Below are 12,922 nucleotides of genomic sequence, written 5' to 3'. Positions count from 1 at the left end.
CTGTTGGCGTACGGCCGTTCGAGGCGGCCGGCGAGCGGAACAGAACCGCCGACCGGGTCGTTGGCGCGGGTATGGCAACACTGGCACTTATCGGCAGCGGCAGGATCGGCGGCCTCCTCGCGCGGTTCGCGGTGGACGGCGGCCTCGACGTGGTGGTCAGCAACTCGCGGGGACCGGAGACACTCTCCGGCCTGGTCGCCGACCTCGGCCCGCGAGCGCGGGCGGCCACGGCGCGGGAGGCGGCGGAGGCCGGGGACCTGGTCGTCGTGACCATCCCCTTCCACGCCTACCACCACATCCCGAAGGAACCGCTGGCCGGGAAGGTCGTCATCGACACCGGCAACTACTACCCGGCGCGGGACGGGGTCCACCCCGAGCTGGTGTCCGGCGAGACCACCAGCAGCGAACTGCTCCAGGCGCAGTTGGACGCGTCGCACGTGGTCAAGGCGTTCAACAACATCTACTCCGGGCACCTGGCGGCCCTGCCGAGGCCCGTGGGCGCGCCCGACCGCAGTGTGCTGCCCATCGCCGGGGACGACCCCGACGCGAAGAAGCAGGCCGCCGAACTGATCTCCGTCCTGGGCTACGACACCCTGGACGCGGGCCCGCTCGCCGAGGGCTGGCGCTTCGACCCGGGCACGCCGCTGTTCGGGATGCCGTACGGGGACGTGCCGGCGGCCCACTTCCAGTCCCGCCCGGCCGCGCCCACCCCGGCCGCCACCATCAGTGCGGGGCTGGCGGTGGCGCGGCGCTGAGCCGAGCCCCTTTCCGTATCCGATCCGGGCTCGATCCGACTCTGAACCGACCCCACCCGCTCCACGCCGGCCTTCCGGGCGACCGCCCGGGACGGCCGGCGTTCTGCCGTGCCCGGAAGCCGGCGCGGAGCGGGTGGCCGGGCAGCCGACCGGGGCCGCGTGGCCAGGGCGTTCCCGCTGCCCGGGGCGGTGTGTGTCCGGGTCGTTCGCGGGTGGCCGGGGCGGCGCGAGGCCGAGGTGATCCGGCCGCTCGGGACCGGGGGGATTCCGGGAGGCCGGGGCCGCTCGGGGGAGGGGTGACCCGGGCAGCCGGGAGCCGGCCGGGGCCGGGCCGGGCGCCTGCCGGGGAGGGGCGGCCCCGGGGCACCCCGCCGCGGCGCCGGCGTCCGCCCGGCCTGTCTCCGCGAGCGCGCCCCGCGGCGGCGGGCGAGGATGGCGGTCCCGGCGCGAGGCTGGCCCTGCTGGTCCCAGGACCGGCCGAGTCCTGCCTCATGGCGCCCGGCAGGAGGGAAGGTCGTGGGGGAGCCGGCGAAGGCGACCGGGCGGTCCGGGCGATCCGAACGGCCGAGCGCCGCCCTTCCCGGGGCAGACGGCCGGGAGCCGGCTCCGCGGCTTCATCCGAGAACGAAGGGCACGACCATGACGAAGAACGCTCCCGGCGGCACTTTCACCCCCGCCGACGGCTTCACCATCACCCGGATGGGGTACGGCGCCATGCAGCTGGCCGGCCCCGGGGTCTTCGGGCCGCCCAAGGACCGGGCGGAGGCGGTCGCCGTCCTGCGCGAGGCGGTCGAGCTGGGCGTCACCCACATCGACACCGCCGACTTCTACGGTCCCGTGGTGGTCAACGAGATCATCCGGGAGGCGCTGCACCCCTATCCCGACGACCTGCGCATCGTCACCAAGGTGGGTTCCCGCCGGGGCGCGGACGCCTCCTGGAACCTGTCGCGGACGCCCGAGGACCTGAAGGCGCAGGTCCACGAGAATGTGCGGCACCTCGGCGTGGACGTGCTCGACGTCGTCAACCTCCGGCTCGGCGCCGTCGACGGCCCGGTCGAGGAGCCGCTCGGCGAGCAGTTCGCCGCGCTCGCCGAGCTGCGGGAGCAGGGCCTGATCCGGCACCTCGGCCTGAGCACGGTCACCGCGGCGCAGCTGACCGAGGCGCAGGCCATCGCCCCGGTGGTGACCGTGCAGAACCTCTACAACATCGCCGCCCGCCAGGACGACGCCCTGCTCGACCGGTGCGCGGCCGAGAACATCGCCTACGCCTCTTACTTCCCGCTCGGCGGCTTCACCCCGCTCCAGTCCCGCACGCTCACCGACGTCGCCGCCCGGGTCGGCGCATCCCCGCAGCAGGTCGCCCTGGCGTGGCTGCTCCAGCGCTCACCGGCGATGGTCCTCATTCCCGGCACCTCGTCGGTGGCCCACCTCCGGGAGAACGTCGCGGCGGCCGGTCTGCGGCTGCCGGCGGACGCGGTGGCCGAACTCGACGCGGTGGGCGGCGCCGGCGACCGATAGGGAAGTCCGAGGCATGACGGTCTCCCGGCGGGGCAAACGCCCTTTCGGAGGTAGGAAATCATGGGACCGTTGCTTCTCGTTCTTCTGCTCGCGCTGATTCTGTTCGGCGCGGGATTCGCCCTCAAGATTCTGTGGTGGGTCGCTGTTGTCGTACTGGTGGTGTGGCTGGTCGGTTTCGTCGCCCGGTCGACGAATTCCGGTGGCAGCCGCGGCCGTTGGTACCGCTGGTAAGGCGGACGGCGGCTTGCGGGCCGTGCACCGCGTTCGCGCGGGCGATATGTGCATCTAACACGTACGACCAATGCGTGCAGTGAATACGGGACACCTTCCCACGTACGGCGAGGAGTCGGCAGATGAGCGCCAGCGACAAGAGCCAAGCCAGGACCGAGCAGGCCAAGGGCAAGATCAAGGAAACGGCCGGGCACGCGGTCGGCAACGAGGAGCTGGAGGCCGAGGGCCGCGCCGACCAGGCCGAGGGCGATATGCGCCAGGCCAAGGAGAAGGCCAAGGACGCGATGAAGGACGTCTTCAAGCACTGACCGGCGGCCCGCCGCACCGGAGCCCCGACCTCGGCGAGGTCGGGGCTCCGGTGCTCTCCGCGCCGCGCGCTGCCGCCGGGCGCCACCGCGGGGCGACCGGGTCAGGAGGAGGTCACCAGGGTCAGGCCGTAGGTGGACAGGATCTCTTTGACCGGCTGGAACCAGGTCTGGCCGCCGCTGCTGCAGTTGCCCCAGCCGCCCGAGGTGACGCCCTGGGCCTGGTCGCCGGTGATGAACGAGCCGCCGGAGTCGCCGGGCTCGGCGCAGACGTTGGTGCCGGTGAGCTGGTAGACCGCGCCCTGGGCGTAGTTGACGGTCTCGTTCTGGGTCAGGACGGTGCCGCAGTGCCAGTGGGTGGTCGAGCCGGAGCGGCAGATCGAGGAGCCGACGGGGGCGACGCCGGAGCCGCGGACCAGGACGTCGCTGACCGTGCCCCAGCCGAGCACGACCGGGACGGTCCACCAGCCGTTGCCGATCGCGATGTAGGAGTAGTCGTTGTACGGGAAGGACGAGGCCACGAAGGAGCCCATCGCCGAGCCGTCCCAGCCGGCGACCGAGCTGCCCGGCGTACCGCAGTGCCCGGCGCTGACGAAGCCGCCGACCACCGAGAAGCCTATGGAGCAGCGGGTGTTGCCGTTGATGTAGTACGGGTCGCCGCCGACCGTGCCGGCCGAGAGGGTGCGCGGCGCCGGGGAGTCCGAGGTCTCGACGGTCAGCACGCCGCGCTCACGGGCGGGGGCGAGGAAGGCGGCCACGGCCGGCTCGGACGCGGCGCCCGCCGCGACCTCGGCGACCACCCGGTTGGTGCGGGGGTCCACGTGCCAGCTGCGTACGGCCGCGGGGGCGCCGGCGGCCGAGGTGGCCCGGGTGTCGAGCAGCGCCTTGGCGGAGTTCAGGGTCTGCTCGCTGTGCGCGACCCGGACCGGTGCCGCGCCGGCGGCGCGTACCGCGTCCGCGGCGGCCTGGTCGGTGACCGCGACGACCAGCGTGTCCTTGCCGGCGTCGAACCACGAACCGCCGTAGGCCGCGCCGGCCGCCCGCCGCGCCTTCGGCGCCAGCGCGGTGGCCGTCGCCTCCGCGCGCAGCCGGGCGGTCGCCTGCGCTGCGCTCAGCCCGAGGTCGCGCTGCAGGGCGGGGACCAGGCCGGGCGACAGCGCGCGGCCGGCGGCGACCGTGCCGGAGGCGCTCCCGGCGTCGGCCGCCGAGACCGGCGATAGCCCCAACGCGCTTGCGCCCAGGGCGAGTAGAACGGACAGCCCCCAGGTCAGAGTGGTGCTGCGACGCATCGACATGCTCCTTCGCTGCCCGCGATCGGGCGGACGTGGACCAGTGACCACGGCGACGGTCGGGGCTATCGTGACGGAAGTGCCTCCGACCGGCGCCGCGCCGGCCCGCTGAACGGTTCCGGAACGGCTACCTCCTGAGCGTCCGCTTATGTCGTGCACATGTCAACATCGCCTGCGTGATCCGGCTTTCGCGTCGGCTCTGTCGTGCCCCCTGCCCCTGCCGGCGCCCGGTTCGGGGGGAGACGGGGTGTTTGGCGGCGGCCGAGACCGGTCCCCGACTGCCCCTGGACTCCGTGCTGCTGGCCGCGCCGGTACCCGGTCCGACGAAGATCATCGCCTCCGCCAGCAACTACCGGCGCCTGCGGAGGAGATGCACCCCGTCCAGCAGCGGACCCTGGGTCAGGTCGAGTCGTGGATGACGAACTTCGACGTCTTCCTCAAGGCGCCCTCCTCCGTCGTCGGCCCGCAGGGCCCCATCGTGCCGCCGCGGGCGGTGCTCGACGAGGGCGGTCGCCGGAACGCGGCGGGGCGGCTCGTCCTGATCGCCGTCCCGACCGCCCTCCTGGTTGCCGACCGGATCGCCGACCGGATCGCGGTCCGGAGCCGTACCGCCCTCCCGTCCGCTGAACCGGATCGCGGTCCGGCTCCGGCGGCGCGCTGGTGACCGGCGTGGCATCCGGCATCCGGCCGGGCGGGGGCCGGCCCACTCCTGGCCCGCGGCGGTTCGGGCGCACTCGCCGGCGGTGGCGGACGCTCTGCCGCCGGGACCCCGCCTCACGGCCGCGGCGTCCGCCGCCTGCCGCGTCGGGCGGGGCGGTCGCTCCGCGCGGTCATTCGTCGGCGGACTTGGCGTCCTCGGCGGGCGTACCGACCGCGCCGATGCTCCGCTTGCGCTCCAGGACGACGATCGGGCAGTTCAGCGCCTCGGCGATCTTGACGAGGTTGGCCGGGGTGGCGCTCCGCCAGCCGGACTCTATCTCGCCCATGAGCTGCTCGGAGATGCCGATCTGGTCGGCCAGCGCCCGCTTCGTCAGTCCGGCCTTCTCCCGAGCCCACGTGACCGCCTCCGGCTCCTGGCGGAGCCGACTCGGCCTGGTGCGGCTGCGGGGTGTCATGTGGAGAAAGTAGCGCGTAGTAGCGCATGACGCAAGTAGTACGCACGAACTACGCGAAACTTCGCGTGATGATGGGCGTATCTCCGCAGGCCATAGCCGCATCAAGTCGGGTGATCGGGAGTTGAGAACTGGACTCCGAGCGCGTAGTTGTGCGAAGCTCGTCCCATGACTGAGCGCCCGGAAGCGCAACCCGAGGGAAAACTCATCGAGGACGCCCTCAAGACGACGGGGATCTCCCAGCGGGAGGCCGCACGACGGATCGGGCTGAGCGACGCCCGATGGCGACAGATCGTCAGCGGCTACCAGTCGATCAGCGGCTACAAGGCACCCGTCCGCGGCCCGGCCGCCACGGTGGCGCGCATGGCGCACATCGTGGGTGTGACCCCGGACCAGCTGGCGGACGCCGGCCGTGACGACGCCGCGGCGAAGCTCCGCGACATCACGGAAAAGGAGCGGGAGACGGCTCTCCCGCCGCTGCCACCCGACAGCCAGGCCCGCGTGGACGAGCGCTGGCTCATGCTGGAGGCGCTGCTCCAGCAGGCCCGCGTCGGGCTCAGCCCGACCGAGTACAGCACCCTCCGCAGCAGGATCGACGTTTTCTTCGCCGACACCCCCGACTGGGACACCCTGTCCGACGCGCCGGCCGACGTACCGGCCGCCGAACCCTCGCCGCCGACCCGCTAGACCCACCCGACGGGCCGTGGGCCCGCACGACAGGCCCCGGCACCCGCCCGGGGGCCCGCCCGGCACCCTGCCGGCACCTGACCGCGGGGCGAATGCGGCGGAGTTGGACCAGACCTTTGCGGGACCCGGCGAAGCCGCCGTGACCTGCACGAACGTACGGGTGGGGCGGGAGAGGGCGTTGACGCCGTATCGGGAGCGTGTTATTCAACTCAGGCGCTCCCCACGGATATCCTCCAGCGCAAAGGACGACCCCCACATGAAACGCCGCTCCACGTTCCTCGCGATGGCCACCGCCGCGGCTGTCGCCGTCACCATCGGCGTACTCGGTGGCACCAGCGCCCAGGCCGCCGCCTCGGGGCCGATCACCGGACTCGGCGGAAAGTGTGTCGACGTCGCCAGCGCGTCGTCGGCCAACGGCACGCATGTGCAGCTGTACGACTGCAACGGCACCTCGGCGCAGAGCTGGACCGTCGGGAACTCCGACAACACCGTCCGGGCGCTCGGCAAGTGCCTCGACGTGGCATCCGGTTCGACCGCCAGCGGCGCCAAGGTCCAGCTCTACGACTGCAACGGCACCGCCGCGCAGCAGTGGACGCCGAGCAACGGCGAGCTGGTCAACGTCGGTTCGGGCAAGTGCCTGGACGCCACCGACAAGTCCTCGGCCAACGGGAACCAGTTGCAGATCTGGACCTGCACCGGGACGAGCAACCAGCTGTGGACGCTGCCCACCGGCACCACCCCGCCCGGTGGCGGGCTCAACACGTCGGTCGCTCCCGGCGGCAACTTCAACCTGTCGGTGTGGGAGCTCCAGGAGCCGGTCGGCTCCCCCGGCTCGCCCACCACGATCTCCTCCTCGCGGCTCCAGGGCGCGGGCGGCTACCAGGACTCGTACTTCTCCACCGACGGGTCCGACGGCGCGATGACGTTCTGGGCGCCGGAGAAGGGCGTCACCACGCCCAACTCCAACTACGCGCGCTCCGAACTGCGCGAGATGAACACCAACGGCAGCGCCGCCGACTGGTCGCTCGCCGGCACCCACCGGCTCACCGCGACACTGCGTGTGGTCTCGGTGACCTCGAACGTCTGCGTCGGGCAGATCCACCTCGGCTCGGGCGGCTCGTCCACCAAGCCGCTGATCGAGCTGTACTACCACTCCAACGGCGACATCGTCGCGGGCACCGAGAACTCCCCCGACGGCGGCCAGACGACGCACACCGTCGGCCACGTGTCGGTCGGCACCAAGTGGAGCTACACGATCGGCGTCTCGGGCGGCGACACGATCGACCTGACGGTCAACGGCAGCACCACGCACTACGCCATCCCGTCGTCCTTCAACCCCTACAAGCAGTACTTCAAGGCCGGTTCCTACAACCAGTCCTCCTCCGACAGCACCACCAACGGCGCCCGCGTGGCCTTCTACGCGCTGAGCGTCTCGCACAGCTAGTTTCCGGCAGTACGAGCGGTCGCCGACACGGGACCGGCCCGGCGGTCGAGCCGCCGGGCCAGGTCCCGCGCCGCGGCGCGGCGCCGCTCAGGCGGCGCTGAGGAGCTCGATCTCGGCCGCGCTCAAGGTGAGTTCCGCCGCGCCCGCCGAGTCCGCGATGGTCTCCGGACGGGAGGCGCCGGGGATCGGCACGACGACCGGGGAGAGCGCGAGCATCCAGGCGAGGCAGACGCGGTGCGGGCTGACGCCGTGGGCCTCGGCGACCTGGGCGAAGGGCGCGAAGGCGGAACCGAGGCCACCGGCCCGGGTGATCCCGCCGAAGGGGCTCCACGGCAGGAACGCGATGCCGAGCTCGTCGCAGAGCGCCAGCTCCGGGTCGCTGGAACGGAACGCGGGCGAGAACTGGTTCTGCACCGACACCAGCCGGCCGCCGAGCACCTCGTCGGCCTGCCGGATCTGCGCCGGGTCGGCGTTGGAGATGCCCGCCTGCACGATCTTGCCCTCGTCGAGCAGCTCGGCGAGGGCGCCGACCGAGTCCGCGTACGGGACCCGCGGGTCCGGGCGGTGGAACTGGTAGAGGCCGATCGCCTCGACGCCGAGCCGCTTCAGCGACGCCTCGCACGCCTGCTTGAGGTAGTCGGGCCGGCCGTTCTGCGTCCACGAGCCGTCGCCGGGGCGCAGGTGGCCGCCCTTGGTGGCGACCAGCACATCGGCGCCGAGGGCGTGCGAGGACAGCGCCTTGGCGACGAGGCTCTCGTTGTGGCCCACCTCGTCGGCGTGCAGGTGGTACGCGTCCGCGGTGTCGATGAAGGTCACCCCGGCGTCGAGGGCCGCGTGGACCGTGGCGATGGAGCGGGCCTCGTCCGGGCGCCCCTCGATCGACATGGGCATACCGCCCAACCCGATGGCACTGACCTGGACGGTACCGATACGGCGGGTCTGCATGGAGCTCGTGCCTCTCTCGAAATCCGTGGCCACCGGGCCCGCGCACCGGCCCCGGCGTCCGTACCTCCCCAGCATCGCCCCTGGCCGCTCGCGGCGTCCACCAGGGGAAACCGGACGCGCCCGGAAGTGGACACCTACCGCCCGGTCAGCGCCGGGTGAGCCAGAGCGCGACGCGACGCGGGTCGGCGCGGACGCCCGCGGCACGCAGTTCCCGGTGGACGGCCCGGGGGAGTTCGGGGCGCCGGAGCAGCAAGGACTCGGCGCCGGTGGCCAGGGACAGCACCAGGCCGGTCCACGGGTCGGGGGCCTCGGGGTCGGTGGCGACCAGGCGGGCGTAGGCGTCCGCGGCGCCCGGGTCGCCGGCCAGCAGGGCGCGGTCGGCGGCGGCCTCGGGGCCGGCGGCGGCGCGTGCGGCGGCCGAAGGCCCGGCGAGGGGGCCGGAGCCGGCGCCCACGGCGGCGAGTTCCCGGCGGATCAGGGCGGTCCGCGGGTGCCTCCAGGACCGGGCGGCGGCGAGGTCGGGGACGACGTCCGGCGCGGCCGGCCGGCGGTCGGCCGGCGCGCTGGCGGCGAAGGCCGCGGCGAGGGCGCGGACATCGGCCACGGCGGGCGCCCAATGCCGGACGCGCCAACCGGTCCGGTGGTCGAGGGCGGCAAACTCCGCCCGCGCGGCGACGGCCGGCCGCACGCGGTCGTCCGGCCGCAGGGCGGCCAGCCGGCCGGCCATTCCCGCCACGAAACGCCGACCGTGGCCGGTCAGCCCCGGATCGCCGGCCAGGCTCCGCAGCACCTCCTCGGTCTGCCGCCCGCGCAGGGCGAACTCGAACTCCGCCAGCGGCCGTTCGTGCCCGGGGGCGGTGTCCAGGTACCGCGCCCAGAACTCGGTGACGCCCAGGAAGGCGTACGCCCCCTGGAGCAGGCCGCTCAGCGGGCGGGGGTCGTCCCGCCAGGGCGCGTGATGCCGCTCGGCACCGTCGTCCTCCTCCAGTGTCAGCAGGTGCAGCAGGGCGCCGAGCTTGGTGTGCTGGAACTCGTGCACCACGGTGACGGCCAAGGCCAGAGGGTCGGGCGGCAGCGATGCCAGCAGACCGCCGAAGCCGTCGTCGGCGGAGGCGCTCAAAGCTCTCCTCCCCCTCGCCGGCGGCAGGGGCGCGACGGTGCTCAGCCCCTCGCCGACCGCGGCGGCCATGATCGGGTCGTTGACTGCCAGCAGCCGCAGCGCGAGTCCGAGCGCCTCCTGCCAGCGGGCGAGGTCGTGGTGGCTGAGGCGCCTGGGAGTCACTGGTTCGCTCAGGTTGCGGTAGGGATCGATGTCGTCCAGCCACACCTCCAGAGGGCGGCCGGCCACCTCGGTCCGCAGCCGGCGCAGCCCCATCCAGCCGCGGGCGTCTTTCTGGAGGGGGTCGGGCGGCCGGACGCGTTCACCGTCCGGATCGACCGTCAGCCGGCCGGCCGCCACGGTCACCTTTGCCGTGGACCAGCGGGGACGTCCGGGCAGACGGGCGAGGCCGAGCATGGGGAACATGGCGGTCCCGTCACGTAACGGCACGGTGGTGTGCAGCGGTAGTCCCGCGCGCAGCGCCGCGACGGCGCACACCGCGTGCACATGGCCGAGATCGGCCCACAGGGGGGCGATGTCCGGGGCCGCCCGGGACAGCCGCCGCAGGCCGTGTCCCAGCCAGATGCCGACCGACGGGTGGAGCAGCAGTTCCTTGAAGTGCTCGGGGGCGTGCTCCTGGGCGGCCGTGAGCGCGTCCCACGCATCGTCCGCCGACGGCGTCGGGCCCAACGCTCCGGGCACCGCGGCGATGGCGTCGAGCAGGGCCCTCAGCAGGAGGAGCCGTCTGCTGTATTCGGTGGTGCGCAGGAACCGGACCGTCTCGGCGCCGCCGCGCCCTGCGGCCAACTCGTCGAAGTGCACGACGGGAACACGGTGGTGTGCGGTCGGGGCGGCTCCGGCGCGGACATGGGGCTGCACAGAACTCCTTCCGAGGGAGTGTCAGTCCGTCCGCACAAACGGTGGTTGGCCGTCGTCGCCTACGTTCACCCACGGCTTCTCCACCTGGCGCCGCAACAGGTTCAGTGTCCGCGCGAGGACGTCCGAACGCTGTGACCGCAGTGCGGACAGCGGCACGTCGCTCAGGTCCAGCAGTTCCGATCGCATGCTCTTTGTAAACCCGCTCACGCGGCCTCCCCTGCGGCTCCCCCGTGCACCTGACAATTTATGATGACTCATGCCCACGGCCTTCGATAGACGGTGACCAGCCGGTCACAAGTCGTCGTCGGACCGGAGCCAGCGCGATTCCCACTCCGTCAGAGGACCGCCCTGGTCTCTCGTACCCGGGTCGACGGCGCCGACCGCCTCCAGGAGGGAGACGAGCCCGCCGGGGCGGCTGTCGCACCCGAGGACGATGCCGAGGATGTCCGGCCGCGGGGCCGCGTGCCGTCGGATGGAGCCGGCCAGGTTGCGGGGCAGCAGTTCGACGATCAGCCCACGCTGGTCCTGGTCCGTCATGTGGGGCAGGTCCTCCAGCAGGTCGACGAGTTCCCTGAGGGCCGGCTGCGGCAGACGTCCGGGCGGGTGTCCGGGCCGGCGGCGGGGCGGGGCGAACTCCCGGCGGGTCTCGGAGCCGCCCCAGGAGCGGTACAGAAGAGACGTGGGCCGCTGCCCTCCCTCCTCGAACTGCCCCAGCACCACTTCGGCGACCGCGTCCATGTCCGGCGGCCAGCTCTCGCGGCCCAGCGCTGCCAGCACCGCCCGGGAGAACGCCCCGGTCTGCTCCCCGGGATCGTTGAGGGCCCGCTGCCCGGGGCCCGAGGCCAGCAGGGCGAACTGTTTGCGGCCCGGCAGCGGCCTTCCGCCGGGGGGCCGTTCACTGGGCAGTGAGGGGATGATCCCGAGGTCGTCGGCGAAGGTCTGGCAGGAGTCGATCAGCCAGATCTGGCGTGGGAAGCCGGGCAGCCGGTCGGTGGTGAAGGCGTTGAGCGAGGCGTCCAGGTCCAGGTTGCGCTGGTCGCCCTGCACCGCGTCGGCGTAGAAGAGCCGCCGGCCGCGGTCGGGATCGGTGACCCCGTGGCCGCCCCAGAACACCCACAGCAGATCGCCTTCCAGCGCCGGCAGCCGGCGCGTCAGCACCTCCTGCACCGACTCCCGTCCCGCGGCCCCGGAAGCGACGTCCACCTGCGGTCCGCGCGCGTCCGGCAACGCGCTGAGCAGCAGGAAGATGTTGGCCGCCGGCACGCCGTGCCCGCGCAGCCAGGAGGTGAAGCGGCGCGCGTCGGCGGCGGGCCCCGACAGGTCCCAGGTGTGTCCTGCGGCGTACTGCTCCACGCCCACGACGACGGCGTAGGTCCGGTCCGGCCGGGCGGGGGCGGTCATGGCAGCTCCGCGGCGAGGAGACGGTACAGCTCCGGGTTGCCCCAGTAGGCGCTGTGCGCGAGCGGGAAGGGCTGTCGGCTGTCCACCCGGACGTCCTCGACCCGGCCGGGGAACACGCCGCCGCCGACGTAGCCGAGCAGGTCCCGCCGGTCGTAGACGTTCAGCCAGCGCGGTACGTGCGGGGGCAGCGGCTGGTCGTGCTCCAGGCTGGGCAGCGCGCCCAACTCGTACAGGAACGGCGCCTGCGAGCCGACGGTGACCAGCAGCGCGACCTGCGGGAGCGGGGTCAGGACGAGCAGGTCGAGCGAGGCGATGCCGCCGAGGCTGTGCGCCAGCAGCACCACCGGCGGCTCCGCCGTCCGGACCGCTTGGGCGACGGCCTGGCGGATCGCGCCGCCGCGGGCCAGATAGAGCAGTACGTCGCCGGCGGCCGGATGGGCGGCGTCGGTGAGCGCCGAACGCCGCTTCACCGCCTGGGCCGAGGCCAGGCCGAGCGCGAGCCGGCCGGCCAGGCGCCCGACCAGCCGCGCCGGGCCGCGGTGGGTGCCCGGCGCGAGCGCGCGGTCCGTACCGGTGAGCAGTTCCACGATCCTGGCCAGGGCCGCGTCGCGGGCCGCGCCGTCCAGGGACGGCGCGGCCGCCTCCCGCGCGACGCGTCGGCGGACCGACTCCGCCAGCAGCGCCCGCGCCGGCACCGCGATGTCCTCGCCCGCGCCCGCCGTACGCAGGAAGTCGCGCCACTCGGGAGCGGTGACCACGGCGGCCACGGCGGCGGCGAAGTCCCCGGCCAGTCCGGCCGCCTCCAGCAGGTCGCGCAACCGCCCGTCGCCGCCGAGCGACAGCGCCGCCGCGGTGAGCGCCTCGCCCGGGGGCGCCGCTCCCGGGGGCAGTTCGGTCCGGGCCGCGGACTCCACCGCGGGCAGCCGGAGCTCGAGCAGCGGGTCCAGGTAGAGCAGCCCCCACAACTCGACGGCCGCGTCCGGATCGTCGTCCGCCGCGGCCGGGAAGCCGCGCGCCTGCCCGTAGCCCGGGACGGACAGGCCGTTCGCGTGCAGCGCCGATCCCGCGCTGCCGCCCCAGGAGCAGGCCACCACACCGACCTCGGGGCGCAGCGGGCGTAAGCCGTCCCGCACCCGCCCCAGTGTTTCGCTCGCACCCGGCTCGCGTACTCCGGTGCCGTGTACGAATATCACCGTCGTCACTGTCGCCCCCTCTCCCAGAATACGGGAGGGACCGTCTTCGCGACAGGTCACCGGA

The 12,922-nt window shown here is 73.6% G+C and carries 14 protein-coding genes; 7 read left to right on the top strand and 7 right to left on the bottom strand.

Features of this window, described 5'->3' with window-relative positions; translation table 11 throughout:
• Positions 1 to 71 precede the first annotated feature (71 nt).
• The 4 genes from RLT57_RS13565 (at position 72) to RLT57_RS13550 (ending at position 2,812) form a co-directional block, all read left to right on the top strand.
• Positions 72 to 755 (top strand): NADPH-dependent F420 reductase, encoded by a 684-nt coding sequence (locus RLT57_RS13565; protein ID WP_311297647.1) that lies wholly within the window; start codon positions 72 to 74, stop codon positions 753 to 755.
• Between the two features lie 639 nt (positions 756 to 1,394).
• Positions 1,395 to 2,273 carry an oxidoreductase gene (locus RLT57_RS13560; RefSeq protein WP_311297646.1) on the top strand — a complete coding sequence of 293 codons (879 nt, stop codon included), beginning with the start codon at positions 1,395 to 1,397 and terminating at the stop codon, positions 2,271 to 2,273.
• A 60-nt stretch (positions 2,274 to 2,333) separates the two neighbouring features.
• The gene (locus RLT57_RS13555; RefSeq protein ID WP_311297645.1) at positions 2,334 to 2,504 is read left to right on the top strand and encodes a hydrophobic protein; all 171 of its coding nucleotides are present in this window, start codon (positions 2,334 to 2,336) and stop codon (positions 2,502 to 2,504) included.
• Between the two features lie 122 nt (positions 2,505 to 2,626).
• Complete coding sequence (locus RLT57_RS13550; protein WP_311297644.1) at positions 2,627 to 2,812, top strand: CsbD family protein; 186 nt, start codon at positions 2,627 to 2,629, stop codon at positions 2,810 to 2,812.
• Between the two features lie 101 nt (positions 2,813 to 2,913).
• Here the strand turns inward: RLT57_RS13550 and RLT57_RS13545 are convergent, their stop codons facing one another.
• Positions 2,914 to 4,098 carry a S1 family peptidase gene (locus RLT57_RS13545; protein ID WP_311297643.1) on the bottom strand — a complete coding sequence of 395 codons (1,185 nt, stop codon included), beginning with the start codon at positions 4,096 to 4,098 and terminating at the stop codon, positions 2,914 to 2,916.
• A gap of 370 nt (positions 4,099 to 4,468) precedes the next feature.
• Between RLT57_RS13545 and RLT57_RS13540 the strand changes: the two genes are divergently transcribed.
• Positions 4,469 to 4,762 (top strand): hypothetical protein, encoded by a 294-nt coding sequence (locus RLT57_RS13540; RefSeq protein ID WP_311297642.1) that lies wholly within the window; start codon positions 4,469 to 4,471, stop codon positions 4,760 to 4,762.
• A gap of 166 nt (positions 4,763 to 4,928) precedes the next feature.
• On the opposite strand, the gene RLT57_RS13535 is transcribed toward RLT57_RS13540, so the two are convergent.
• Complete coding sequence (locus RLT57_RS13535; protein ID WP_311297641.1) at positions 4,929 to 5,213, bottom strand: helix-turn-helix domain-containing protein; 285 nt, start codon at positions 5,211 to 5,213, stop codon at positions 4,929 to 4,931.
• A 165-nt stretch (positions 5,214 to 5,378) separates the two neighbouring features.
• On the opposite strand from RLT57_RS13535, the gene RLT57_RS13530 reads away from it, so the two are divergent.
• A complete protein-coding gene (locus RLT57_RS13530; RefSeq protein WP_311297640.1) occupies positions 5,379 to 5,897 on the top strand; it encodes a helix-turn-helix domain-containing protein in 519 nt (172 codons plus the stop codon).
• A gap of 256 nt (positions 5,898 to 6,153) precedes the next feature.
• Positions 6,154 to 7,341, top strand: a complete 1,188-nt coding sequence (locus tag RLT57_RS13525) for a polysaccharide lyase family 7 protein (RefSeq protein WP_311297639.1) — start codon at positions 6,154 to 6,156, stop codon at positions 7,339 to 7,341.
• Positions 7,342 to 7,428: 87 nt separating this feature from the next.
• On the opposite strand, the gene RLT57_RS13520 is transcribed toward RLT57_RS13525, so the two are convergent.
• The 5 genes from RLT57_RS13520 to RLT57_RS13500 all read right to left on the bottom strand — a co-directional run bounded on the left by RLT57_RS13520 (position 7,429) and on the right by RLT57_RS13500 (position 12,858).
• Positions 7,429 to 8,286, bottom strand: a complete 858-nt coding sequence (locus RLT57_RS13520; RefSeq protein WP_311297638.1) for an aldo/keto reductase — start codon at positions 8,284 to 8,286, stop codon at positions 7,429 to 7,431.
• A 145-nt stretch (positions 8,287 to 8,431) separates the two neighbouring features.
• Entirely contained in the window at positions 8,432 to 10,264 is a 1,833-nt protein-coding gene (locus tag RLT57_RS13515) for an HEXXH motif domain-containing protein (protein WP_311297636.1), read from the bottom strand.
• Positions 10,265 to 10,285: 21 nt separating this feature from the next.
• On the bottom strand, positions 10,286 to 10,471 hold the full coding sequence (locus RLT57_RS13510; RefSeq protein ID WP_311297635.1) for a hypothetical protein: 186 nt from the start codon (positions 10,469 to 10,471) through the stop codon (positions 10,286 to 10,288).
• Between the two features lie 84 nt (positions 10,472 to 10,555).
• Positions 10,556 to 11,665 (bottom strand): effector-associated domain 2-containing protein, encoded by a 1,110-nt coding sequence (locus RLT57_RS13505; protein ID WP_311297634.1) that lies wholly within the window; start codon positions 11,663 to 11,665, stop codon positions 10,556 to 10,558.
• On the bottom strand, positions 11,662 to 12,858 hold the full coding sequence (locus RLT57_RS13500; RefSeq protein ID WP_311297633.1) for a hypothetical protein: 1,197 nt from the start codon (positions 12,856 to 12,858) through the stop codon (positions 11,662 to 11,664). The genes RLT57_RS13505 and RLT57_RS13500 overlap by 4 nt, the downstream gene beginning before the upstream one ends.
• Positions 12,859 to 12,922: the final 64 nt, after the last annotated feature.

The organism is Streptomyces sp. ITFR-21, from assembly GCF_031844685.1.
Lineage (GTDB): Bacteria > Actinomycetota > Actinomycetes > Streptomycetales > Streptomycetaceae > Actinacidiphila.
Note: the sequence above shows the minus strand (reverse complement) of the source record. Positions and strands in the feature narration are given on the sequence as shown.